Consider the following 24,850-nt stretch of genomic DNA (forward strand, 5'->3'; position numbering starts at 1 on the left):
CAAATCCCGCTCAGCCCTTTACTCATGGGAAATTCAGCCGTTTCGCCTCCCTGAAAATTTACGCCATAAGCAAACCCAGGGTTGTCTCAGATTCTCAGTATGTTAGGGTTATGCCCGTTAACAATTTACCATGGTAATCATATCGACATAAACAAATAACAGGACACTCTCTATTGCATGGCAATTAAATTAGAAGTGAAAAATCTTTATAAAGTATTTGGCGAGCATCCTCAGCGCGCATTCAAATATATTGAGAAAGGCCTTTCGAAAGAGCAAATTCTGGAAAAAACCGGGCTATCGCTTGGCGTTAAAGACGCCAGTCTGGCCATTGAAGAAGGCGAGATTTTTGTCATCATGGGATTATCCGGTTCGGGTAAATCCACTATGGTTCGCCTTCTCAATCGCCTGATTGAACCCACCCGCGGACAGGTGCTGATTGACGGCGTGGATATCGCCAGAATATCAGACGCCGAGCTTCGCGAGGTGCGCAGAAAGAAGATTGCGATGGTATTCCAGTCATTCGCGCTGATGCCACATATGACGGTGCTGGATAATACCGCTTTCGGTATGGAATTAGCCGGCACACCCGCGCAGGAACGTCAGGAAAAAGCCCTTGACGCCCTGCGTCAGGTTGGGCTGGAAAATTATGCGCATGCGTACCCGGATGAACTTTCCGGCGGCATGCGTCAGCGCGTGGGATTAGCCCGCGCATTAGCCATTAATCCAGACATTTTATTAATGGACGAAGCCTTCTCTGCCCTCGATCCGTTAATTCGCACCGAGATGCAGGATGAGCTGGTAAAATTACAGGCGAAACATCAGCGGACCATTGTCTTTATTTCCCACGATTTGGATGAAGCCATGCGTATTGGCGACCGTATTGCCATTATGCAAAATGGTGAAGTGGTGCAGGTCGGCACGCCGGATGAAATTCTCAATAATCCGGCAAATGATTATGTGCGCACCTTCTTCCGCGGCGTGGATATTAGCCAGGTCTTTAGCGCCAAAGATATTGCCCGTCGAACGCCAAACGGCATTATCCGTAAAACGCCTGGCTTCGGCCCGCGCTCCGCGCTGAAGCTGCTGCAGGACGAAGACCGTGAATATGGTTATCTGGTTGAACGCGGCAATAAATTTGTCGGTGTTGTCTCCATCGATTCTCTGAAAACCGCGCTCAGCGAAAACCAGGGCATCGATGCGGCGTTAATTGACGCTCCGCTTGCCGTGGACGCCGAAACGCCGCTCAGCGAGTTGCTCTCTCACGTGGGGCAGGCGCCTTGCGCCGTACCGGTCGTGGGTGAGGAACAACAGTACGTCGGCATCATCTCCAAACGGATGCTGCTGCAGGCTTTAGATCGCGAGGGGGCAAATAATGGCTGATCAAACTAACCCGTGGGGCACCACTGAAGCGGCGGACAACGCTGCGCAATCCGCCGACGCGTGGGGTTCCACGCCAGCACCCGCCGACGGTGGCGGTGCGGCGGACTGGCTGAACAGCGCACCCGCGCCTGCGCCAGAGCACTTCAATATTATGGATCCGTTCCACAAGACGCTGATCCCGCTGGACAGCTGGGTCACGGAGGGGATCGACTGGGTGGTCACGCACTTCCGCCCGGTTTTCCAGGGGATCCGCATCCCGGTGGATTACATCCTGAACGGCTTCCAGCAGCTGATGCTGGGCATGCCGGCACCGGTGGCGATTATCCTGTTCTCCCTGATCGCCTGGCAGTTTGGCAGCGCCGGGATGGGTGTCGCCACGCTGATTTCGCTGATTGCCATCGGCGCGATTGGGGCCTGGTCGCAGGCGATGATCACCCTGGCGCTGGTGCTGACCGCCCTGCTCTTCTGCATCGTCATCGGCCTGCCGATGGGGATCTGGCTGGCGCGCAGCCCGCGGGCCGCGAAGATAATTCGCCCGCTGCTGGATGCGATGCAGACCACTCCGGCGTTCGTCTATCTGGTGCCGATTGTGATGCTGTTCGGCATCGGCAACGTGCCGGGCGTGGTGGTCACCATTATCTTTGCCCTGCCGCCGATTATTCGTCTGACCATTCTCGGGATCAATCAGGTGCCTGCGGACCTGATCGAAGCGTCACGCTCGTTCGGTGCCAGCCCGCGCCAGATGCTGTTTAAGGTTCAGCTCCCGCTGGCGATGCCGACCATCATGGCGGGCGTTAACCAGACGCTGATGCTGGCCCTTTCGATGGTGGTGATTGCCTCGATGATCGCCGTTGGCGGTCTCGGTCAGATGGTGCTGCGCGGCATTGGCCGTCTCGACATGGGGCTGGCTACCGTCGGCGGCGTCGGGATTGTGATCCTCGCCATTATTCTTGACCGCCTGACCCAGGCCGTCGGTCGCGATTCACGCAGTCGCGGCAACCGTCGCTGGTATTCCACCGGCCCTGTTGGGTTACTCACCCGCCCCTTTAGAAAATAAGGAACAACGATGCGACATAACGTACTTTTTGCCACAGCGTTTGCCACCCTTGTCTCCACCAGCACGTTCGCAGCTGACCTGCCGGGCAAAGGCATTACCGTGCAGCCGGTGCAGAGCACTATTTCGGAAGAGAGCTTCCAGACCCTGCTGGTCAGCCGGGCGCTGGAAAAACTGGGCTATACGGTTAACACGCCGAGCGAAGTGGATTACAACGTGGGCTACACCTCGATTGCCTCCGGTGACGCCACCTTTACCGCCGTAAACTGGCAGCCGCTGCATGACGACATGTATGCCGCCGCCGGTGGCGACAAGAAATTCTACCGTGAAGGCACCTTTGTCACCGGCGCGGCGCAGGGGTACCTGATCGACAAGAAAACCGCCGACCAGTACCACATCACCAACATCGAACAGCTGAAGGATCCGAAGATCGCCAGACTGTTTGACACCAACGGTGACGGCAAGGCCGACATGATGGGCTGCTCGCCGGGCTGGGGCTGCGAAGCGGTGATTAACCACCAGAACAAGGCGTTCGATCTGGCGAAAACGGTCGACGTGAGCCACGGCAACTATTCAGCGATGATGGCCGACACCATTGCCCGCTTCAAAGAGGGTAAACCGGTGATCTACTACACCTGGACGCCGTACTGGGTGAGCGACGTGCTGAAGCCGGGTAAAGACGTGGTGTGGCTGCAGGTGCCGTTCTCCTCCCTGCCGGGCGAGCAGAAAGATATCGACACCAAACTGCCGAACGGCATGAACTACGGCTTCCCGGTGAACACCATGCATATCGTGGCGAACAAAGCCTGGGCGGAGAAAAACCCGGCGGCGGCGAAGCTGTTCTCGATGATGAAGCTGCCGCTGGCGGACATCAACGCCCAGAACGCGATGATGCACGCGGGCAAATCGTCTGAGGCGGATGTTAAAGGCCACGTCGACGGCTGGATCAAGGCCCACCAGCAGCAGTTTGACGGCTGGGTGAAAGCGGCGCTGGCGGCGCAGAAATAAAACCTTTTCCCTCACCCTAACCCTCTCCCCGGATCGTACACACTGGGAGAGGGCCGGGGTGAGGGGATCAGACCGCACCCGACCTAAACCGCACAATCCAGCACGTAACAATCCCCCCACATTCACAATCATTGGCTATTATGGTTTCCGGAAAAATAATCACTTCACTAACGATTCCTGAAACTAATGACAAAAACCACTCAAGGGCTTAGCCCCGCACTCATCCTTTTAATGTCCGTGGCAACGGGTCTGGCGGTCGCCAGTAACTACTACGCACAACCTCTTCTCGACACCATCGCCCGCGCGTTCAATCTCTCCGCCAGTTCCGCAGGCTTTATCGTCACCGCCGCCCAGCTCGGCTATGCCGCCGGGCTGCTGTTCCTGGTGCCGCTTGGCGATATGTTTGAACGCCGGATGCTGATCGTCTCCATGACGCTTCTGGCCGCCGGCGGGATGCTGATCACCGCCAGCAGCCAGTCGCTGACGATGATGATTATCGGTACCGCGCTGACGGGGCTGTTCTCCGTGGTGGCGCAAATCCTGGTGCCGCTCGCCGCGACCCTCGCCTCACCGGAAAAACGTGGCAAGGTGGTGGGCACCATCATGAGCGGCCTGCTGCTGGGGATTTTGCTGGCGCGTACCGTCGCCGGGCTGCTGGCAAGCCTCGGCGGCTGGCGCACCGTATACTGGGTGGCGAGCGTATTGATGGTCGTCATGGCGCTGGCGCTGTGGCGCGGGCTGCCAAAAGTGAAGCAGGAAAATCACCTGAATTACCCGCAGCTGCTGGCCTCCGTTTTCAGCCTGTTTACCCAGGATAAACTTCTGCGCACCCGCGCCCTGCTGGGCTGCTTCACCTTCGCCAACTTCAGCATTCTCTGGACGTCGATGGCGTTTCTGCTGGCCGCGCCGCCGTTTAATTATTCCGAAGGGGTGATTGGCCTGTTCGGCCTGGCCGGTGCCGCAGGCGCACTGGGCGCGCGCCCCGCAGGCGGGCTGGCCGACAAGGGCAAATCCCATCTGACAACCTCCGCGGGGCTGGTGTTACTTCTGCTCTCCTGGGCGGCAATCTGGTATGGGCACGTCTCGGTGCTGGCGCTGATCGTCGGTATCCTGGTACTCGATCTCACCGTGCAGGGCGTTCACATTACCAATCAGACCGTCATCTATCGCGTGAAGCCGGAGGCGCGTAACCGCCTGACGGCCGGGTACATGACCAGCTACTTTATTGGCGGCGCGGCGGGCTCGCTCATTTCCGCCTCGGCGTGGCAGCATGCTGGCTGGTCAGGGGTATGTGCAATTGGCGCCATCGTCGCCACGATTAACCTGCTTGTATGGTGGCGCGGGTACCATCGCCAGGATGCAATTCACTAAGTTTTACATTGCTTTGGGCCTCTTAGGGTGTAAAGGGGCCCCTCACTCTGTTAATGTAAACGTAATCATTTATCCCAGAAATTTTAATGTGGGTGACATATTTACAATCGGCATGAATAGTTCAGACCCCCGTCCTCACATCCTCTCTTCAGCGGGTTCATCCCCTACGCTTTCTGTGCTCACCGGGTCACGGACTTACCCGGCGCTTTCTGATGGTGACATTAATTTGTCGGATATAACCGCACAAATAATTCATTTACATTATTTGTCACTATCGTTACTATATCGGCTGTAATTAATGAGGTTATGCCCAAATGGATAGTTCGTTTACGCCCATTGAACAAATGCTTAAATTCCGCGCCAGTCGCCATGAGGACTTCCCGTATCAGGAAATCCTGCTGACTCGCCTGTGCATGCACATGCAGGGTAAGCTACTGGAAAACCGCAATAAAATGCTGAAAGCTCAAGGGATTAACGAGACATTGTTTATGGCGTTGATCACGCTGGAGTCTCAGGAAAACCACAGCATTCAGCCTTCTGAGCTGAGCTGCGCGCTGGGCTCCTCCCGCACAAACGCCACCCGAATTGCCGATGAGCTGGAAAAGCGCGGCTGGATTGAGCGCCGTGAAAGCGATAACGATCGCCGCTGCCTGCATCTGCAACTGACCGATAAAGGTCACGAATTCCTGCGCGAGGTGCTGCCACCTCAGCACAATTGCCTGCACAAACTCTGGTCCGCTCTCAGCACCGCCGAGCGCGACCAGCTTGAGCACATCACTCGCAAGCTGCTCACCCGTCTGGACCAGATGGATGAAGAAGGCGCCGTTCTTGAGGCGCTGCGCTAACGCGACGACACGCTCAACAATCCAGATTTATAAGAAAACCGACAGGCCAGCACGTCACACTGCTGGCCTTTCTGACAACAGGTCGGCTCAGCCGATGTGAAAATAAGAAGATCGTGGAGAACAACAATGAGCGCAAATGCGGAGAGCACTACCCCGCAGCAACCGGCCAACAAGAAAGGCAAACGTAAGAGCGCCCTTCTTCTGTTGACCTTGCTCTTTATCATTATTGCCGTGGCATATGGGATCTATTGGTTTTTAGTACTGCGTCATGCTGAAGAGACTGACGACGCGTACGTGGCAGGGAACCAGGTACAAATTATGGCGCAGGTGTCGGGCAGCGTGACGAAAGTCTGGGCTGACAATACCGACTTTGTGCAAAAAGGCGATGTGCTGGTGACGCTCGATCCAACCGACGCCCAGCAGGCGTTTGAAAAAGCGCAGACCGCGCTGGCCTCCAGCGTTCGTCAGACCCGCCAGCTGATGATCAACAGCAAGCAGCTGCAGGCCAACATCGACGTGCAGAAAACCGCACTCGCGCAGGCGCAGAGCGATCTGAACCGCCGCGTGCCGCTCGGCACCGCCAACCTGATTGGCCGTGAAGAGCTGCAGCACGCCCGCGACGCCGTCGCCAGCGCTCAGGCACAGCTGGACGTGGCCATTCAGCAGTACAACGCCAACCAGGCGATGGTGCTGGGCACCAGCCTGGAAAACCAGCCTGCCGTTCAGCAGGCAGCGACTGAAGTCCGCAACGCGTGGCTTGCCCTGCAGCGTACTAAAATCGTCAGCCCAATGACCGGCTATGTCTCCCGTCGTTCCGTCCAGCCAGGGGCGCAGATCAGCCCAACCACGCCGCTGATGGCGGTCGTGCCGGCAGACAACCTGTGGGTCGATGCCAACTTTAAAGAGACGCAGCTTGCGCATATGCGTATCGGCCAGACCGCGACGGTTGTCAGCGACATCTATGGCGATGACGTGAAGTACACCGGCAAAGTGGTGGGTCTGGATATGGGGACCGGCAGCGCCTTCTCCCTGCTGCCTGCGCAGAACGCCACCGGTAACTGGATCAAAGTCGTACAGCGTCTGCCCGTGCGTATCGAACTGGATGCCAAACAGCTGGCGGATCACCCGCTGCGTATCGGCCTCTCCACGCTGGTGACGGTTGACACCGCCAACCGCGACGGTCAGATCCTGGCAAGCCAGGTGCGTAGCAGCCCGGTTTATGAAAGTAACGCCCGTGAAATTAGCCTCGATCCGGTCAACAAGCTGATCGATGACATCGTGAAGGCAAACGCCGGTTAATCCGAAGGTGAGCGTTATGCAACAGCAAAAGCCGCAAAAACCGCTGGAAGGCGCGCAGCTGGTCATTATGACCATCGCGCTGTCGCTGGCGACATTCATGCAGGTGCTGGACTCCACCATCGCAAACGTGGCGATCCCGACCATCGCCGGTAACCTTGGCTCGTCGCTGAGCCAGGGGACCTGGGTCATTACCTCGTTTGGGGTGGCAAACGCCATCTCCATTCCGATCACCGGCTGGCTGGCAAAGCGCGTCGGTGAGGTGAAGCTGTTCCTCTGGTCCACGGTGGCGTTTGTTCTGGCCTCGTGGGCGTGCGGCATGTCCAGCAGCCTGACGATGCTGATTTTCTTCCGCGTCATTCAGGGGATTGTCGCGGGGCCGCTGATCCCGCTCTCCCAGAGTTTGCTGCTGAGCAACTACCCTCCCGCAAAACGTTCCGTCGCGCTGGCACTCTGGTCGATGACCGTTATCGTCGCGCCTATCTGCGGACCGATTCTGGGCGGGTACATCAGCGATAACTACCACTGGGGCTGGATCTTCTTCATCAACGTACCGATTGGCGCCGTCGTGGTATTGATGACGCTGCAGTCGCTGCGGGGACGAGAGACGCGCACCGAACAGCGCCGTATCGACAGCATCGGGCTGGCGCTGCTGATCCTGGGTATCGGCAGTCTGCAGATCATGCTCGACCGCGGTAAAGAGCTCGACTGGTTCAACTCGCAGGAGATCATCATCCTGACCATTGTCGCGGTGGTGTCGATAAGCTTCCTGATCGTCTGGGAGCTGACGGACGACAACCCGATCGTCGATCTCTCGCTCTTTAAGTCGCGAAACTTCACCATCGGCTGCCTGTGTATCAGCCTCGCCTATATGCTCTACTTCGGCGCGATTGTTCTGCTGCCGCAGCTGTTGCAGGAGGTGTATGGCTATACCGCCACCTGGGCGGGTCTGGCGTCGGCACCTGTCGGGGTGATCCCGGTCCTGCTGTCGCCGATTATTGGCCGCTTCGCCCATAAGCTCGACATGCGTCGGCTGGTGACGTTCAGCTTCATCATGTACGCGGTGTGCTTCTACTGGCGTGCGTATACCTTTGAGCCGGGAATGGACTTTGGCGCCTCGGCGTGGCCGCAGTTCATTCAGGGCTTTGCGGTGGCGTGCTTCTTTATGCCGCTGACCACCATCACGCTCTCTGGCCTGCCGCCCGAGCGTCTGGCGGCCGCGTCGAGCCTGTCGAACTTCACCCGTACGCTGGCGGGCTCTATCGGGACGTCGATCACCACCACCCTGTGGACAAACCGCGAATCAATGCACCACGCGCAGCTGACCGAAGCGGTGAACCCGTTCAACCCTAACGCACAGCAGATGTACAGTCAGCTGCAGGGAATGGGGATGACGGAGCAGCAGGCGTCCGGCTGGATTGCCCAGCAGATCACCAACCAGGGACTGATTATCTCGGCCAACGAAATTTTCTGGATATCGGCAGGGATCTTTATCGTCCTGCTGGGGCTGGTGTGGTTTGCCAGACCGCCGTTTGGTGCCGGTGGTGGCGGTGGCGGCGCGCACTAGTCTTGTGCGCAGGTTGCTCGTTCTGTGCGACGGTTGCCCGGTGGCGCTACGCTTACCGGGCCTACGAACGTAGGCCGGATAAGGCGGAGCCGCCATCCGGCAAAAAACCGCACTGTGTCCAGAACGCGACAGCCATTGTCAGTGCCGATAAAGCAGCGCGCCTGAAATCGATTCACGATAGTGAAAAGACAACAGGAGCGCATCATGCTGAACACACCCGCCGACAAGTACCAACCCTTTCCCACCCTTTCCCTGCCCGACCGTCGCTGGCCGGAGCAACGCATCACCCGCGCGCCGCGCTGGCTCTCGACCGACCTGCGCGACGGAAACCAGGCTCTGGCCGAACCGATGGACAGCACGCGCAAGCTGCAGTTCTGGGACCTGCTGTTAAGCTGCGGGTTTAAAGAGATTGAAGTTGCCTTTCCTTCCGCCTCGCAGACGGATTTCAATTTCGTTCGCCAGCTGATTGAAGAGAACCGCATCCCGGATGACGTGACGATTCAGGTGCTCACTCAGGCACGGGAAGATCTCATCCATCGCACTTTTGAATCCCTGCGCGGCGCGAAGCAGGCGACCGTGCATCTGTATAACGCCACCGCTCCGCTGTTCCGCCGCCTGGTATTCGGCATGGAGAAAGCGCAAATCGTTGAGCTGGCCACCCGCGCCACGCGGCTTATCCGCCAGCTTTGTGAAGAGAACCCTGAAACCCGCTGGCAGTACGAATACTCTCCGGAAACCTTCTGCTTTACCGAGCCGGAATTTGCGCTGGAGATTTGTGAAGCCGTGGCGGAGATCTGGCAGCCTTGCGACGAACGCCCGATGGTGATCAACTTACCCGCCACCGTCGAAGTGAGCACGCCGAACGTCTATGCCGACCAGATCGAGTACTTCTGTCGCCACTTCAGCCGCCGCCGCGATGTCTGCATCAGCGTGCATCCGCATAACGACCGCGGTACCGGCGTCGCCTGCGCGGAGCTGGCCGTAATGGCGGGGGCTGACCGCGTGGAGGGCTGTCTGTTCGGTAACGGCGAGCGCACGGGCAACGTCTGCCTGGTGACGCTGGCGATGAACCTCTACAGCCAGGGTATCAGCCCGACTCTGGACTTTAGCGATATGAACCGGGTGGTGGAAGTGGTGGAAACCTGCAATCAGCTGCCGGTGCACCCGCGCCATCCGTGGGCAGGACGGCTGGCCTATACCGCCTTCTCCGGCTCGCACCAGGACGCAATCAAAAAAGGCTTTGATGCCCGCAGGCCTGGCGATCGCTGGGAGATGCCTTACCTGCCCGTCGATCCCCAGGATATCGGCTGCACCTACGAAGCGGTGATCCGCGTGAACAGCCAGTCAGGGAAAAGCGGCAGCGCGTGGCTGATCGAACAGAATCATGGTCTGAAACTGCCCCGCGCCCTGCAGCAGGATTTCAGCCAGCACGTGCAGCAGGAAACCGACCGTCACGGAAAAGAGATGACGCAAAATGCGCTGTGGCAGCTGTTTCGCACCCGCTACGGTCTGGTGGCCACGCCGCATTATGCGCTGCAATCCTACCGCAGCGACAGCCAGCAGGACGGCCAGCTGCGTTTGACGGCCTGCGTCGCCACACAGGGAGGAACGCGCCAGCTGGAAGGTCACGGCAACGGTCTGCTCTCCGCCGCCGCTCACGGCCTGAGCCGCTGGGTCAACGCCCCGTTCGTGATTAAGGATTATCACGAGCATACGTTAGGCGAACGCAGCGACAGCCGCTCGGTGGCGTACATTCGCTGCCTGTTCCAGGACGGCAGCAGCCGCTGGGGCGTGGGCATTGATAGCGACGTGGCGCGCGCGTCGCTTCAGGCGCTCTTTAACGCCGTCAGTCGTTCTTAAAGTAATCGCTGGGGGAGACGCCCATCACCCGACGGAACATTGCCGTAAAGGCGCTGTGGCTCCCATACCCCAGATCCAGCGCCACGCGCAATACCGGCTGGCCCTGCGCCAGCCGCACTAAGGCTTCCAGCAGACGCGCCCTTCTCAACCACTCGCCGTAGCTTAAACCCGTCTGCTGTTGAAAATGACGGTTCAGCGTGCGCTCGCTCATGTTCATCATGCTCGCAACCTGCGCGCTGCTCCAGCTTTCCCCCGGGTTTTGTCGGATTTGCAGGCACAGGCGACGTAGCGCCTCGCTTTCCGGCTCCGGCAGGTGAAACGGCAGCACCGGCATAGTGCGGATTTCATCGAGAATCAGTTCATAGACGCGTTCATCCCGGCTTCCGGGTGAGTACGATTCAGGCAACGCAAGGGAGACGAGGATCAGCTCGCGCAGCAGCGGCGCGATCTGCACGATCTGGCAGGTGGCGGGAAGATCGGCCCGCGCCAGCGGATCGATAAACAGCGTTCGCGCCGCAACGTTGCCGGTAATGCGCAGGGAATGCTGCGTGCCCGCAGGCAGCCAGACGCCGCGACCGGGAGGCACAACCCAACAGCCCGATGCGGTATCCACCCTTACCACGCCGCTCAGGGTGTGCAGCAGCTGCGCGCAGTCGTGCTTGTGCCAGGGTTCGCTGTCACCATGAACGTAATCATGGGCAAACGGAACGAGGGGTCGGTGGGTAAATGAGAAGGTTAAGGTTGTGGTCAAAGGAGGCACCAACACAATGTAGGCCCGGTAAGCGAAGCGCCACCGGGCATCCACAGGCACAATACTAGATGTGCAGTTCCTGCAGTTTTTCTTTCGGCAGGGCCAGCTCTTCGTTGCTGTTCACGCGAACGTCGCGTTCGATGATGTGGCGCGCGATCTCCTGCGCTTCTTCCAGAGAGTGCATCTGGTAGGTGCCGCACTGGTAAACGTTCAGCTCAGGGATCTGGTTCTGCTCTTTCACCTTCAGCACGTCTTCCATGGCCGCTTTCCAGGCATCTGCAACACGTTTCTCTTCAGGCTGACCAATCAGGCTCATGTAGAAACCGGTACGGCAGCCCATCGGAGAGATATCGATGATCTCAACGCCGTTGCCGTTCAGGTGGTCACGCATGAAGCCAGCGAACAGGTGCTCCAGCGTATGAATGCCTTTCTCCGGCATCACTTCTTTGTTTGGCACGCAGAAACGCAGATCGAAGACGGTGATCGTGTCGCCGTGCGGGGTGTGCATGGTCTTCGCCACGCGGACTGCAGGTGCTTCCATACGGGTATGGTCGACAGTAAAGCTATCTAATAACGGCATACGTCACCTCCGATAGTGATTTTTTTTAAAATAAACTGAACTCTTCTACAGAATGCGCGTCTGAGTATATGAAAGACGCGCATTTGTTATCATCATCCCTGAATTCAGAGATGTATATTTTGGCCACAGCGATGTGGCCTTTTTCTTTTCTGCTTAAGCCTGCTTCGCCAGAAACGCCTCAAACGACTCGGTATCCGCCGCTTCAACCTCTTTCTGACGCACAACGGACGCTTCGCGTTCCGCGACAAAATCTGATTCGCTCAGGATTTCTAACGGCTCCTGGATCAGCATTTCACGGTACTCCGCCGAGAGTGAGCGCCCCGTACCACCAATGCCCTGATCAATCATAGAACGCAGAATGCGCGCTGAGAACGTCAGTTCCGGGTTATCAAAGCACGCCACCAGCTGGTCGCAAATCTGTTGATACGCGTCGCCGCCGTCGATGGTGTCCATCGTCCGGGCAACACGCTTCAGGTCACGGAACAGATCTTTGCCGACTTTCGTCAGCGGGAACTGTGCCGTTTCGCAGCCGATACCCAGCGTCAGGCCCGGTTTACGCCCTTCCAGAATCACGCGGTTCCAGTTTGTACGGGTGCAGAGCAGTTCGTCTGAACTCATTTCCGGCGCATCCGCCAGCACGCACCAGACCATAAACAGATCCAGGAAGCGAATCTGCTGTTCATCAACGCCAATCGGTGAGAACGGGTTGATATCCAGCGAGCGCACTTCAATGTATTCGATCCCGCCGCGCTGCAGCGCATCCGACGGGGTTTCGCCGCTGCGGGTTACGCGCTTAGGACGAATTGGCGCATACAGCTCGTTTTCAATCTGCAGGACATTGCTGTTGATCTGCAGACGCTTACCGTCTTTTTCGAGGCCGATTTTTTCGTACTCTTCCGACGGGGTTTTGATCGCCCGCTTCAATCCTGCCACATATTCGTGCAATTCGTTAAACGTAATACCGAGATTGCTTTGCGATTTATTGGTATAGCCGAGATCGCTCAGACGCAGAGAGGTGGCGTACGGGAGATAGTACATTCCGCAGTCGGTCTTCTCGAACGGCAGCGTGGTCGGTTTCCCCTGCAGGAACGAAGAACAGATCGCCGGGGAGGCACCAAACAGATACGGGATCACCCAGCCGAAACGGTAATAGTTTCGGATCAGGCGGAAGTAGCCTGCTGAGATGGCGTCTTTATCCGTTTCACCGCATTTCGCCTGCCAGAACGCCATTGGCAGCGAGAAGTTGTAGTGCACGCCAGAGATGGTCTGCATCAACGCGCCGTAGCGGTTCTTCAGCCCCTCACGGTAGAGCGTTTTCAGCCTGCCGATATTTGACGTGCCGTACTGTGCCAGCTCAATCTCCTGCCCCTGCTCGATATAGCACGGCATGCTGAGGGGCCACATACGCTCATCGCCGAGATTGCGCGCAGTGTAGCGATGGATATCGCGCATAATCGTCAGCATATGATCAATATCACCCTCTACTGGGGTGATGAACTCCAGCAGCGCTTCAGCGAAATCGGTTGTGATCCATTTATGTGTCAGCGCCGAGCCTAACGCCTTCGGGTGACCCGTCGTCGCTAAACTGCCGTCCGCGTTAACGCGCAGCGTTTCACGCTCAAGACCACGCTGAATACCCTTCAATGCCTGAGGGTGGTTTTCCAGCCAGGCCAGCGCCTGAGATACGTCCGGGATCAAATTGACCTCCCGCCTGTCAAAGTAATGTTACTCAGCATAATTGTAATGGTTGACGATTGAAGGTCGCGTATTCATTCCACCAATTAGTGCCACCACGTCATACCCTGTAGTGTTGCCCACGCCACGAGAACATAGCGCAACGCCTTGCCAAGGCACAAAAAAAAGAGCACCGGTCCCCAGGAGATGCGCATCCATCCCGCCAGCAGACACAGTAAATCGCCTATTACAGGCATCCAGCTTAATAACAGCGTGGCAGCGCCATAGCGTTTTAGCCAGCCGACTGCCTTTTCCTGCCAGCGCGATTTTTCACGCAGCGGAAAGAAACGCCCAAGAATAACGTTAGTCAGCCCTCCAAGGCTATTACCCATTGTTGCTATTACTACAAGCAGCCAGGGCTGACTCACGCCGGACAACAGCATCGCCACCAGCACCACTTCCGAATTGCCCGGTAACAGCGTGGCGCTGAGAAAACTGCTGGCGAATAATGAGGCAAGTGACAGCGCGTCACTCACAGTAAGCGTACATCCACCGCATCCATTCCGGCATCACGCGCGGCCTGGATCCCGAAATCGGCATCTTCAAACACGACGCACTTTGCCGCCGGGACGCCCATTAATTCTGCGCAAAGCAGGAAGGTGTCCGGTGCGGGCTTGTGACGTTTAACATGATCGGCGGCGACCACGGCAGAAAAATAGTGGCGCAGGCCAAGATGATTGAGCAAGGCTTCTGCAATCGCGCTTTCGCTGCCCGTCCCCACCGACATCGGGCGACGCCCGTGCCACTCTTTTACCACATCAATCAGTGGTAACGGACGTACGGTATCTAAAAGCATGGCTTTTACCGCATCGGTTTTTTCGCGCGCGAGCAGGTGCGGGTCGAGATCGGCCTGATTCAGTTCAATCACGGCCTGCGCAATACGCCAGGTGGGGGAGCCGTTGAGGGCGATCATCGCCTGAAGGTCGAAACGCATGCCGTAGCGGCCCAGGACGTCGGTCCAGGCTTGACGATGCGTGGGTTCGGTGTCCAGGAGGGTACCATCCATATCGAAGATCAAACCGTCATACTGTGCGTACATCGTGCTCTCGCTAACCGATTAACAAAGCATTACTTTATCGTAAATGGTGGTTTTTGTCGCTGACAGAGAGAGTGATTGCTGACGGAACGTCGAAGGAATAAACAAAGAAGGAGAAGATGGTGCATCCGGGAGGATTCGAACCTCCGACCGCTCGGTTCGTAGCCGAGTACTCTATCCAGCTGAGCTACGGATGCATCGGGAAATGCTTTTAGAAACAGTAATGGTGCATCCGGGAGGATTCGAACCTCCGACCGCTCGGTTCGTAGCCGAGTACTCTATCCAGCTGAGCTACGGATGCATCAGGGTACTGCTTTCAGAAATAGTAAATGGTGCATCCGGGAGGATTCGAACCTCCGACCGCTCGGTTCGTAGCCGAGTACTCTATCCAGCTGAGCTACGGATGCATCGGGATTTACTACTGTACTGCTCGATGTTCATATCACTTCTAAAGCAATATGAAGTAATAGATGGTGCATCCGGGAGGATTCGAACCTCCGACCGCTCGGTTCGTAGCCGAGTACTCTATCCAGCTGAGCTACGGATGCAAAATGGCGGTGAGGCGGGGATTCGAACCCCGGATGCAGCTTTTGACCGCATACTCCCTTAGCAGGGGAGCGCCTTCAGCCTCTCGGCCACCTCACCACACAACGCCTCTTTCGAGTGCTTCGAGCAACTCGTCAAGAGCTTCTCGTCGCTGCGTGGCGCATATATTACTTTCTGGGACTTATAAGTCAAACAATTTTCCAAAAGCTTTTATCGTTTGCACAAATCACACGCAATTCGCATGTAAAATCCGCAAAGAGGGTGTTTTATAAGCGGATTTTGCAGGCATCTTCGCAGAAAACTGATGCGGAAAGAACAGTGTTGGGACGAGATAAGGGTAGCGGAGTGGTCAAAAAGAGAGCGATTGAAATTAAACGGTAACTTTGAGCAGGAAAAATAGCGGGAGGGTTGCGTCTCGCCCGACAGCGAGACGCGACAATATCAGTAACTGGACTGCTGGGATTTTTCAGCCTGGATACGCTGGTAGATCTCTTCACGGTGGACAGATACTTCTTTAGGAGCGTTAACACCAATACGTACCTGGTTACCCTTTACCCCTAAAACTGTCACGGTGACCTCATCCCCAATCATGAGGGTCTCACCAACTCGACGAGTCAGAATCAGCATTCTTTGCTCCTTGAAAGATTAAAAGAGTCGGGTCTCTTGTATCCCGGCATTATCCATCATATAACGCCAAAAAGTAAGCGATGACAAACACGTAAAGTGTAAGCAGTCACGGCATCACATTCTGTTAAACGTAAGTTTAGCCGATATACACAAACTCAACCTGACTTTATCGTTATCGATAGCACAGTGAACAAGACGCCATAACGTTACCGCTATGGCGTCTGCTTGTGCTTTGTAGTTATTACAGTTTCGCGCTTACCCAGCTTTCAACGCTGGCTAATGCCGCAGGAAGTGCCGCCGCATCCGTACCACCGGCTTGCGCCATGTCCGGACGACCGCCACCCTTGCCGCCCACCTGCTGAGCGACCATACCAATCAGTTCCCCTGCTTTTACGCGGTCAGTCACATCCTTAGAGACGCCCGCAATCAGAGAAACCTTACCTTCTGCCACTGTCGCCAGCACGATAACGGTAGAACCAAGCTGGTTCTTGAGATCGTCGACCATAGTACGCAGCATCTTAGGCTCAACGCCCGCCAGATCGCTGACCAGCAGTTTGACGCCCTTAATGTCTACAGCCTTGCTGGAGAGGTTTGCACTCTCCTGCGCCGCAGCCTGCTCTTTCAGCTGCTGCAGCTCTTTTTCCAGCTGACGCGTGCGTTCCAGCGCAACGCGCACTTTCTCGCCCAGGTTCTGGCTATCGCCTTTCAGCAGCTGCGCGATGTCGTGCAGCTGATCGCTCTGCGCATGCAGGCTGGCAATCGCGCCTTCACCGGTCACCGCTTCAATACGACGCACGCCTGCCGCCGTTCCCGACTCGGAAACGATGCGGAACAGGCCGATGTCACCGGTGCGCGAGGCGTGTGTACCGCCGCACAGTTCGGTAGAGAAGTCGCCCATGCTCAGCACGCGAACACGTTCGTCGTATTTCTCGCCAAACAGCGCCATCGCACCTTTTTTCTTCGCGTCTTCGAGATCCATGATGTGGGTCTCGATTGGCAGGTTACGACGGATCTGCGCGTTCACCAGATCTTCCACCGCGCGGATTTCAGACGGCTTCATCGCTTCAAAATGCGAGAAGTCGAAGCGCAGCACTTTGTCGTTAACCAGAGAACCTTTCTGTGCAACGTGGGTACCGAGTACGTCGCGCAGGGCAGCGTGCATCAGGTGGGTTGCAGAGTGGTTCAGACGAATGCGCGCGCGGCGAGCTTCATCAACGTTAGCCTGGACGCCCTCGCCCACTTTCAGAGAACCGGAAACCAGTTTGCCCTGGTGGCCAATCGCCTGACCGTATTTCTGGGTGTCGCTGACGCTGAAGCTGAAACCATTGCCCTTCAGTTCGCCTTTATCGCCAACCTGGCCGCCGGATTCGGCGTAGAACGGCGTTTTGTCCAGAATGACTACGGCTTCCTGACCTGCGCTGATGCTGTCCACGGCTTTGCCGTCAACAAACAGGGCGGTCACTTTGCCAGTCAGTTCCAGCGCCTCATAGCCTTTGAATTCAGACGCGCTATCAACGCGAATCATCGCGTTGTAGTCTGCACCGAAACCGCTGGACTCGCGCGCACGACGGCGCTGCTCTTCCATCGCGGCTTCGAAGCCCGCTTCGTCAACTTTAATGTTACGCTCGCGGCAAACGTCCGCCGTCAGGTCAACCGGGAAGCCGTAGGTGTCGTACAGGCGGAAAGCGGTTTCGCCGTCCAGGGTGTCGCCCTTAAGCTTCGCCAGCTCTTCGTCCAGCAGCGCCAGACCGCGCTCCAGCGTACGGGCAAACTGCTCTTCTTCGGTTTTCAGAACCTGCTCAACCTGCGCCTGCTGGCGTTTCAGCTCGTCACCCGCTGACCCCATCACGCCAATCAGTGGCCCAACGAGTTTATAGAAGAAGGTGTCCTTCGCGCCCAGCATGTTGCCGTGACGGATAGCACGACGAATGATACGACGCAGCACGTAGCCACGGTTTTCATTCGATGGGATAACGCCGTCGGCAATCAGGAACGCGCAGGAACGAATGTGGTCTGCGATAACGCGCAGCGATTTGTTGTTCAGGTCGGTCGCGCCGGTGACTTCCGCAACGGCTTTGATCAGAGTGCTGAACAGGTCAATCTCATAGTTGGAGTTAACGTGCTGCAATACCGCGGCAATACGCTCCAGACCCATACCGGTATCAACGGACGGCTTCGGCAGCGGCTCCATGGTACCGTCGGCCTGACGGTTGAACTGCATGAAGACGATATTCCAGATCTCAATGTAGCGATCGCCGTCTTCTTCCGGGCTGCCTGGAGGGCCACCCCAGATGTGGTCGCCGTGATCGTAGAAGATCTCGGTGCACGGACCGCAAGGACCGGTGTCACCCATCTGCCAGAAGTTGTCAGACGCGTATGGCGCGCCTTTGTTATCACCGATGCGAATGATACGCTCGCGCGGGATACCGACCTCTTTTTCCCAGATTTCGTAGGCTTCGTCATCGGTTTCATAGACGGTAACCCACAGACGCTCTTTCGGCAGGTTGAACCAGTTTTCACCGGTCAGCAGTTCCCACGCATACTGGATGGCATCGTGTTTGAAGTAGTCGCCGAAGCTGAAGTTACCCAGCATTTCGAAGAAGGTGTGGTGACGCGCGGTGTAACCGACGTTTTCCAGGTCGTTGTGTTTACCGCCCGCACGCACGCAACGCTGTGAGGTTGTGGCGCGGGAATAATTACGCTTGTCGAGACCAAGGAACACATCCTTGAACTGGTTCATCCCGGCGTTGGTAAACAGCAGAGTCGGATCGTTGTTCGGTACCAGGGAGCTGCTGGCAACAACCTGGTGTCCCTTACTATGGAAAAAATCGAGAAACGCCTGACGGATCTCAGCGGTGCTCTTGCTCATAATTATCCTGAAATCAAGCTAACGAAATGTCGTAGCCAGCCTGTATCGGTAAACCGTTGGACAGACCAGCTACTGGAAAAAGTGGGAATAAGATAAGTTTTCTTTAGTGGGAAGTAAAATCCCGCATGCGTTCAATCGGCAAAATTACGCCAGATATCCTGAATATCTTCCATCAGGAAGCCGCGGTAGAGCAAAAAGCGCTGGATTTTGACTTTTTCTGAAAATTCACGCGGCAGCGGTTCGCCGTACTTACGAATCGCCTGCTCTTTTGCCAGCTCGCACCAGTCAATCTCGCACTCGCGCATCGCTTTTTCGATGGACTCCCGGGCCACCCCTTTCTGGTTCAGCTCCTGCCGGATGCGCGCAGGGCCGTACCCCTTGCGGCCGCGGCTGGCGAGAAAGCGGGAAGCAAAGCGATCGTCGTCCAGGTAATGATGCTCATAGCACCAGGCCACCACGCGGTCGTAGTCTTCCGCCGCGGCATCAATCTCTTCCGGCCCGTTTTTACTCATCACCGGAGCCGACAGCTTCCGCCGCAGCTCCTGCTCACTGTGGTCACGCACGGCCAGGATGCGCACCGCACGATCCAGCAAGCGCGCGTAGGCGGGTCGGCGTGATGTCGGTTCACTCATAAAAAACCTGTAGAATCAGAAATGCAAAAAGGGCCGCATCAGCAGCCCTTCATCTTTACACGAGAGACTTAAAAGTCTTCGTTGGTTTCTTCAGCATCCGCAGCATCGACTACGAAATCAGGTTTGGAGTCCTGGTTGTTCAGCAGAAGCTCGCGCACCTTCTTCTCAATCTCTTTCGCCGCAGCCGGGTTCTCTTTCAGCCAGGAGATAGCATTCGCTTTACCCTGACCAATCTTGTCACCGTTGTAGCTGTACCAGGCGCCCGCTTTTTCAATCAGCTTCTCTTTCACGCCCAGGTCAACCAGTTCACCGTAGAAGTTGATCCCTTCACCGTAGAGGATCTGGAACTCAGCCTGTTTGAACGGTGCAGCGATTTTGTTCTTCACCACCTTCACGCGGGTTTCGCTACCGACGACGTTTTCACCCTCTTTCACCGCACCGATACGGCGGATATCCAGACGGACAGACGCGTAGAATTTCAGGGCGTTACCACCGGTTGTGGTTTCCGGGTTACCGAACATCACACCAATTTTCATACGGATCTGGTTGATGAAGATCAGCAGCGTGTTGGACTGCTTCAGGTTACCGGCCAGCTTACGCATCGCCTGGCTCATCATACGTGCCGCGAGGCCCATGTGAGAGTCGCCGATTTCACCTTCGATTTCCGCTTTTGGCGTCAGTGCGGCAACGGAGTCAACAACGATAACGTCAACCGCACCGGAGCGCGCCAGCGCGTCACAAATTTCCAGGGCCTGCTCACCGGTGTCCGGCTGAGAACACAGCAGGTTGTCGATGTCCACGCCCAGCTTACGCGCATAAACAGGATCCAGCGCGTGCTCGGCATCGATGAACGCACAGGTTTTACCTTCGCGCTGTGCCGCAGCAATCACCTGCAGCGTCAGGGTAGTTTTACCGGAGGATTCTGGCCCGTAGATCTCTACGATACGGCCCATTGGCAGGCCGCCCGCGCCCAGCGCGATATCCAGAGAAAGCGAACCGGTGGAGATCGTTTCCACATCCATGGTACGGTCTTCACCCAGGCGCATGATGGAGCCTTTACCGAATTGCTTTTCGATCTGGCCCAGTGCTGCCGCCAACGCTTTCTGTTTGTTTTCGTCGATAGCCATTATTACTCCTGTCATGCCGGGAGAAGCGACTGTGCTTCACCGTGGATTTCTGTTCTGTTGGTGCAATTATACTGTATGGTCATACAGTATCAAGTGTTTTGTAGAAATTGTTGCCAGAGCGTTTTTAACGCATATTCCGTTGCCTGACGGCGCACGCTTTCGCGATCGCCGCTGAAGCACTCCCGGCGGGTGATCCCTTCCCCTTTAGACGTGGCAAACCCAAACCAGACGGTGCCAACAGGCTTCACGTCGCTGCCGCCGTCCGGCCCCGCGATGCCGCTAATGGAAATCGCGTAATCTGCCCGCGCCGCCTTGAGCGCGCCAATGGCCATTTCAATGACCACCGGTTCACTGACCGCGCCATGCTGTTCCAGCGTGGCTTCACGCACGCCAATCATTTGTGCCTTAGCTTCGTTACTGTAGGTCACAAAACCGCGTTCAAACCAGGCGGAACTGCCGGCAATATCGGTAATCACTTTCGCCACCCAGCCGCCGGTGCAGGATTCCGCGGTGGTCATTGTCGCCCCACGCTGCTTAAGCGCCAGGCCAACGATCTCGCTAAGCTGCATCAATTCATGGTCAGTCATTCTCGCTCCAGGCATCAGAAAAACGTGCTGCACAAGATAGCACTTTCTCGTCAGATGTGGGGATGCGCTTCAGGTTTTACGAGGGGGCTTCAGAAAAAAGCCGGTGCAAACGCACCGGCCGTGGAAGAGGTTATTTCATGCTGTCGGCGAGGGTATTCACATTGTGGCGGAACGCCTTGACGTAGGTGTCTGCCACGCCGCCTTTTGCCGACAAGGCCTCCGGATAAAGTTCTCCCCCTGGCTGCGCGCCCGTCGCTGAGGCAATCTGCTTCACCAGACGCGGATCGAGCTGGTTTTCCATAAACCAGGTTTTTACGCCGTCGGCTTTGATCTGATTGATGATCTCAGCAACCTGCGCCGCGCTGGCCTCGCTCTCTGAAGAGAGTCCTTGAGGTGCCATGAAGGTTACGCCATAAGCGCGGCTGAAATAGCCGAAGGCGTCATGGCTGGTCAGCACCTTGCGCTTCGCCTGCGGGATCTGGCTAAACCGCGTTTTGGCCCAGCTATCCAGCTGGTTGAGCTGCGTGATATAGGGTTTACCGGAGGCTTCCAGCGCGGCTTTGTCCTGCGGATCGGCTTTCACCAGCCCGTTCAGAATATTTTGTGCATATAACGCCCCGTTCGCCGCGCTGTTCCACGCGTGCGGATCGGTCACGGTCTTTCCATCTTCCTCAAGCGTGTGCGTTTTCACGCCTGTTGAAGCGACGACCAGTTGCCCTTTGAACCCGGAGGCTTTCACCAGGCGGTCAAGCCAGCCCTCCAGCCCCAGACCGTTCACCACCACCACATCGGCCTTGCTCAGCGCCGCGCTGTCCTTCGGCGACGGTTCGAAGGTATGCGGATCGCCGTCCGGCCCCACCAGCGTCGTCACCTTCACATGATCGCCGCCCACCTCCTGGGTGATGTCCCCCAGTATCGAGAAGCTGGTGACCACATTCAGCGTTTTCGCCATCACGCCCTGCGACATCATCCCCAGCGCGAGCGCCACTGCCACTACTAGTCCTGTACGTTTCATCGTTTCCCCTTGCGTTAAAAATACGCCCGCAGACTGCCAGCGAGCCTGCTTCGCGTACCCAATAAAATGGAAATAAAGAACAGCGCGCTGGCGGTGAGCACAATGGATGGCCCGGCCGGGAGACTCATCGCCCAGGAGAGGCTCAACCCCAGCCACGCGCAGACAATACCGCTGATGCCCGCCATCAGGAGTAACGCCGGTAGCGTGCGTACCCAGCAGCGTGCCGCCACGGCCGGCAGCATCATCAGACCGACGGCCATCAGCGTGCCGAGCACCTGAAAACCGGCCACCAGATTAAGAACCAGCAGCGCCAGAAACAGTCCGTGCAGCAGGCCGGGCAGCCAGCGGGCGTTCACCTGTAGCCAGGCGGTGTCAAACGCTTCGGTAACCAGGCCGCGATAAAACATCGCCAGCACGATGAGAGTGAACATGCACACGCCTGTGACAAACAGCGCGGCGTCGTTGTCCACGGCGAGGATGGAGCCAAACAGCAGATGCAGCAGATCGACATTCGACCCACGAAGCGATACCAGCGTGACCCCCAGCGCCAGTGAGCCAAGATAAAATCCGGCAAAGCTGGCATCTTCCTTAAGCGGCGTGCGTCGGCTGACCAGACCGGCCAGCAGCGCCACGGTAATGCCCGCGACAAAACCGCCGATACTCATTGCCAGCAGCGACAGGCCGCTGAGCAGGTATCCCACGGCGACGCCCGGCAAAATAGCGTGAGAAAGGGCATCGCCCATCAGGCTCATCCGGCGCAGCTGGAGGAATACGCCGAGCGCGGTGGTGCTGATAGAAAGCGCCAGGCAAACCACCAGCGCGCGGCGCATAAAGCCGTACTCGATGAACGGCTGGAAGAATGTGTGCCAGATCATGCCACCCTCACCCGCTCGGTTTTCCACTGAGGCACGTCAGCATCCAGCCGCAACGTCTGCGGGAAGTGGCGCGACACGCGCTCGCTGTCGTGCAGTACCGCGAGCAGCGTTTGCCCCTGCATATACATCTCCAGCATCACATCCATCAGCACGTTACAGGTGGCTTCATCGATGCCGGTAAAGGGCTCGTCCAGCATCACCAGCGGCGCCTGCTGTACCAGGACGCGGGCAAACAGCATGCGCTGGAACTGGCCGCCGGAGAGCTCATCAATGGTGGATGATGCCATGGATTCCAGCCCGACCCGCTCAAGCGCGCTGGCAATACGCAACCGCGTTTCGCGACGAAACCCGGAAAGCAGCGAAATGCCCGGCCAGCAGCCCATGCTGACGACATCGCGCACGGTCAGCGGAAACTGCGCCTCCAGCGCGTGACGCTGTGCTAGCCAGCCAATCACCGGGCGCTTCCCCTGCCAGCGAAAACCGCCGCTTACGGGTGGGATAAAACCGGCGAGCGTTTTCAGCAGCGTGGATTTGCCGCAGCCGTTGGCCCCAACAATGGCGGTCATGCTGCCGCGTTCAATGACGCCCGAAAGCGCACGCGTGACGGGCTGGTGGTCGTAACCCGCAACCAGTTCATTCATCACGATCATGGCAATGCCACCGCCCAGCGCACGGCCAGGCCGAGAAAGACGATAAGCACCAGCGCCAGCAAAAGCCGAACCGGCGCAGAAAGAGAGAAAAGGGACGTTGACATCTCGGCACCAATTTAAATGTTATAACATAACAATAATGAAAGGTGGTTAGGATGTAAATGGCAGGGTTGAAAAGGGAGTGTGGCGAAATGTTTCTGCAAAACGCCCTCTCCCGTGGAAGAGGGCATCAGGCCGCACCGTGTGCGCAGCCATGCCGGGTGGCGGCGTTGCCTTACCCGGCCTACCCGTCGGGGTAACTTACTGACTAAACGGTGACGCCGCCGGCACGCGGGCCTGCGATACCGCCAGCCCCAGCTGCCACACGGCCATCGCATAGTGGGTGCTGTGGTTATAGCGGGTGATGGTGTAGAAGTTCGGCAGCCCGTACCAGTACTGATAGCCCGTTCCGACATCGAGACGCAGCAGACTCGCCTGCTGTGCATTGCCCAGCGGCTGCGTTGGCGTTAGGCCTGCCGCGGACAGCTGCGAAATGCTGTAGTTGGTTTTGAAGCCGTTTTCCAGCCCCGGCGCCTGACCGTTCGCCTGCACCGCCACCTGGCCACCCGGCACCCAGCCGTGCGCTTTGAAGTAGTTCGCCACGCTGCCGATGGCATCCACCGGATCCCACAGGTTGATATGGCCATCGCCGTTAAAGTCGACGGCATACTGCTTATAGGAGGACGGCATAAACTGGCCGTAGCCCATCGCGCCGGCAAACGACCCTTTCAGATCGAGCGGATCGTCCTGCTCGTTGCGCGCCATCAGCAGGAAGGTTTCCAGCTCGGAAGAGAAATACTCCGCGCGGCGCGGGTAGTTAAAGGAGAGCGTCGCCAGCGCATCCAGAATGCGGGTTTTGCCCATCACGCGGCCCCAGCGGGTTTCCACGCCGATAATCCCGACGATAATTTCAGGCGGCACGCCGTACACCTGCCACGCGCGGTTAAGCGCATCTTCATACTGATTCCAGAACGCCACGCCGTTTTGCACGTTGTCCGGGGTAATGAACTGTTTGCGATAGCGCAGCCACGCCCCGTTTGGCCCGCTCGGCACCTGGGCCGTCGGCGCCTGTCTGTCCATCAGGCGCAGCACGTAGTCCAGACGCTTGGCCTGAGACAAAATTTCGTGCAGCTGCTGTCTGTCAAAGCCGTGCTTAGTCACCATTTTATCGATGAACTGCTCGGCCGCCGGGTTATTCGCGAAGTCGCCGCCCATCTGCATCATATTGTGCTGCGGCTCCAGCAGGAATCCTCCGGAAGGCGCGCCCGCCGTTTGCTGAACGGCTTCGGTCTTAGGTTTGCTACTACAGGCAGACAGCAGAATAAGCGCAGGCAACAGCGCTGCATAACGACGCTTGAACATGAGACATCCATTTAACGGGTTCGATAAGAACCCAGTATG

22 protein-coding genes and 5 tRNA genes are annotated in these 24,850 nt (G+C 57.3%); 8 read left to right on the forward strand and 19 right to left on the reverse strand.

Annotation, left to right across the window (positions count from 1 at the left end; all coding sequences use genetic code 11):
* The first annotated feature begins 177 nt into the window (after window positions 1-177).
* The 8 genes from proV to leuA all read left to right on the forward strand — a co-directional run bounded on the left by proV (window position 178) and on the right by leuA (window position 10,381).
* A complete protein-coding gene (gene proV / locus ACHH0Z_RS09110) occupies window positions 178-1,380 on the forward strand; it encodes a glycine betaine/L-proline ABC transporter ATP-binding protein ProV (RefSeq protein ID WP_008502574.1) in 1,203 nt (400 codons plus the stop codon).
* Window positions 1,373-2,437 carry a glycine betaine/L-proline ABC transporter permease ProW gene (gene proW / locus ACHH0Z_RS09115; RefSeq protein WP_008502575.1) on the forward strand — a complete coding sequence of 355 codons (1,065 nt, stop codon included), beginning with the start codon at window positions 1,373-1,375 and terminating at the stop codon, window positions 2,435-2,437. Before proV ends, proW begins: the two co-directional genes overlap by 8 nt.
* 9 nt (window positions 2,438-2,446) lie before the next feature.
* On the forward strand, window positions 2,447-3,442 hold the full coding sequence (gene proX, locus ACHH0Z_RS09120) for a glycine betaine/L-proline ABC transporter substrate-binding protein ProX (RefSeq protein WP_045408742.1): 996 nt from the start codon (window positions 2,447-2,449) through the stop codon (window positions 3,440-3,442).
* 186 nt (window positions 3,443-3,628) lie between these two features.
* A complete protein-coding gene (locus tag ACHH0Z_RS09125) occupies window positions 3,629-4,813 on the forward strand; it encodes an MFS transporter (RefSeq protein WP_023325947.1) in 1,185 nt (394 codons plus the stop codon).
* 314 nt (window positions 4,814-5,127) lie between these two features.
* Window positions 5,128-5,658 (forward strand): transcriptional repressor MprA, encoded by a 531-nt coding sequence (gene mprA / locus ACHH0Z_RS09130; RefSeq protein WP_008502578.1) that lies wholly within the window; start codon window positions 5,128-5,130, stop codon window positions 5,656-5,658.
* A 126-nt stretch (window positions 5,659-5,784) separates the two neighbouring features.
* On the forward strand, window positions 5,785-6,957 hold the full coding sequence (emrA, locus tag ACHH0Z_RS09135) for a multidrug efflux MFS transporter periplasmic adaptor subunit EmrA (RefSeq protein WP_021241959.1): 1,173 nt from the start codon (window positions 5,785-5,787) through the stop codon (window positions 6,955-6,957).
* A 16-nt stretch (window positions 6,958-6,973) separates the two neighbouring features.
* Window positions 6,974-8,521 (forward strand): multidrug efflux MFS transporter permease subunit EmrB, encoded by a 1,548-nt coding sequence (emrB, locus tag ACHH0Z_RS09140; protein WP_008502580.1) that lies wholly within the window; start codon window positions 6,974-6,976, stop codon window positions 8,519-8,521.
* A 204-nt stretch (window positions 8,522-8,725) separates the two neighbouring features.
* Window positions 8,726-10,381 carry a 2-isopropylmalate synthase gene (gene leuA / locus ACHH0Z_RS09145; protein ID WP_023344781.1) on the forward strand — a complete coding sequence of 552 codons (1,656 nt, stop codon included), beginning with the start codon at window positions 8,726-8,728 and terminating at the stop codon, window positions 10,379-10,381.
* On the opposite strand, the gene ACHH0Z_RS09150 is transcribed toward leuA, so the two are convergent.
* From ACHH0Z_RS09150 to mltB, 19 genes are all read right to left on the reverse strand, one after another.
* The gene (locus ACHH0Z_RS09150) at window positions 10,368-11,132 is read right to left on the reverse strand and encodes a helix-turn-helix domain-containing protein (protein ID WP_032638030.1); all 765 of its coding nucleotides are present in this window, start codon (window positions 11,130-11,132) and stop codon (window positions 10,368-10,370) included. The two genes, leuA and ACHH0Z_RS09150, sit on opposite strands and share 14 nt — an antisense overlap.
* Window positions 11,133-11,196: 64 nt before the next feature.
* A complete protein-coding gene (gene luxS / locus ACHH0Z_RS09155) occupies window positions 11,197-11,712 on the reverse strand; it encodes an S-ribosylhomocysteine lyase (RefSeq protein WP_008499539.1) in 516 nt (171 codons plus the stop codon).
* Window positions 11,713-11,865: 153 nt separating this feature from the next.
* Window positions 11,866-13,410, reverse strand: coding sequence for a glutamate--cysteine ligase (gene gshA / locus ACHH0Z_RS09160; RefSeq protein ID WP_045408739.1), 1,545 nt, complete (start codon window positions 13,408-13,410; stop codon window positions 11,866-11,868).
* Window positions 13,411-13,493: 83 nt separating this feature from the next.
* The gene (locus ACHH0Z_RS09165) at window positions 13,494-13,922 is read right to left on the reverse strand and encodes a YqaA family protein (RefSeq protein WP_021241956.1); all 429 of its coding nucleotides are present in this window, start codon (window positions 13,920-13,922) and stop codon (window positions 13,494-13,496) included.
* The gene (yqaB, locus tag ACHH0Z_RS09170; protein ID WP_008499542.1) at window positions 13,919-14,485 is read right to left on the reverse strand and encodes a fructose-1-phosphate/6-phosphogluconate phosphatase; all 567 of its coding nucleotides are present in this window, start codon (window positions 14,483-14,485) and stop codon (window positions 13,919-13,921) included. Before yqaB ends, ACHH0Z_RS09165 begins: the two co-directional genes overlap by 4 nt.
* Window positions 14,486-14,602: 117 nt before the next feature.
* A tRNA-Arg gene (locus ACHH0Z_RS09175) sits at window positions 14,603-14,679 on the reverse strand.
* Window positions 14,680-14,706: 27 nt separating this feature from the next.
* A tRNA-Arg gene (locus ACHH0Z_RS09180) sits at window positions 14,707-14,783 on the reverse strand.
* 29 nt (window positions 14,784-14,812) lie between these two features.
* A tRNA-Arg gene (locus ACHH0Z_RS09185) sits at window positions 14,813-14,889 on the reverse strand.
* 64 nt (window positions 14,890-14,953) lie between these two features.
* Window positions 14,954-15,030 (reverse strand) — tRNA-Arg (locus ACHH0Z_RS09190).
* Between the two features lie 4 nt (window positions 15,031-15,034).
* Window positions 15,035-15,127, reverse strand: a tRNA-Ser gene (locus ACHH0Z_RS09195).
* A 342-nt stretch (window positions 15,128-15,469) separates the two neighbouring features.
* The gene (gene csrA / locus ACHH0Z_RS09200) at window positions 15,470-15,655 is read right to left on the reverse strand and encodes a carbon storage regulator CsrA (RefSeq protein WP_000906486.1); all 186 of its coding nucleotides are present in this window, start codon (window positions 15,653-15,655) and stop codon (window positions 15,470-15,472) included.
* Between the two features lie 241 nt (window positions 15,656-15,896).
* The gene (alaS, locus tag ACHH0Z_RS09205) at window positions 15,897-18,524 is read right to left on the reverse strand and encodes an alanine--tRNA ligase (RefSeq protein ID WP_023325950.1); all 2,628 of its coding nucleotides are present in this window, start codon (window positions 18,522-18,524) and stop codon (window positions 15,897-15,899) included.
* Between the two features lie 131 nt (window positions 18,525-18,655).
* Window positions 18,656-19,156: a recombination regulator RecX gene (recX, locus tag ACHH0Z_RS09210; protein WP_023325951.1), complete on the reverse strand. Its 501-nt coding sequence runs from the start codon at window positions 19,154-19,156 to the stop codon at window positions 18,656-18,658.
* Window positions 19,157-19,224: 68 nt separating this feature from the next.
* Window positions 19,225-20,283 carry a recombinase RecA gene (recA, locus tag ACHH0Z_RS09215; RefSeq protein WP_008499546.1) on the reverse strand — a complete coding sequence of 353 codons (1,059 nt, stop codon included), beginning with the start codon at window positions 20,281-20,283 and terminating at the stop codon, window positions 19,225-19,227.
* 89 nt (window positions 20,284-20,372) lie between these two features.
* Complete coding sequence (gene pncC, locus ACHH0Z_RS09220; RefSeq protein ID WP_008499547.1) at window positions 20,373-20,870, reverse strand: nicotinamide-nucleotide amidase; 498 nt, start codon at window positions 20,868-20,870, stop codon at window positions 20,373-20,375.
* A 130-nt stretch (window positions 20,871-21,000) separates the two neighbouring features.
* Complete coding sequence (locus ACHH0Z_RS09225) at window positions 21,001-21,885, reverse strand: metal ABC transporter substrate-binding protein (protein ID WP_021241952.1); 885 nt, start codon at window positions 21,883-21,885, stop codon at window positions 21,001-21,003.
* A 14-nt stretch (window positions 21,886-21,899) separates the two neighbouring features.
* Window positions 21,900-22,760, reverse strand: a complete 861-nt coding sequence (locus ACHH0Z_RS09230) for a metal ABC transporter permease (protein WP_021241951.1) — start codon at window positions 22,758-22,760, stop codon at window positions 21,900-21,902.
* Complete coding sequence (locus ACHH0Z_RS09235) at window positions 22,757-23,410, reverse strand: metal ABC transporter ATP-binding protein (RefSeq protein ID WP_023294409.1); 654 nt, start codon at window positions 23,408-23,410, stop codon at window positions 22,757-22,759. The genes ACHH0Z_RS09230 and ACHH0Z_RS09235 overlap by 4 nt, the downstream gene beginning before the upstream one ends.
* 300 nt (window positions 23,411-23,710) lie before the next feature.
* Window positions 23,711-24,811: a lytic murein transglycosylase B gene (gene mltB / locus ACHH0Z_RS09240; protein ID WP_032635345.1), complete on the reverse strand. Its 1,101-nt coding sequence runs from the start codon at window positions 24,809-24,811 to the stop codon at window positions 23,711-23,713.
* Between the last annotated feature and the right edge of the window lie 39 nt (window positions 24,812-24,850).

It is taken from the genome of Enterobacter cloacae complex sp. 2024EL-00227, from assembly GCF_043945315.1.
In the GTDB taxonomy this organism is placed as follows: Bacteria; Pseudomonadota; Gammaproteobacteria; order Enterobacterales; family Enterobacteriaceae; genus Enterobacter; species Enterobacter roggenkampii.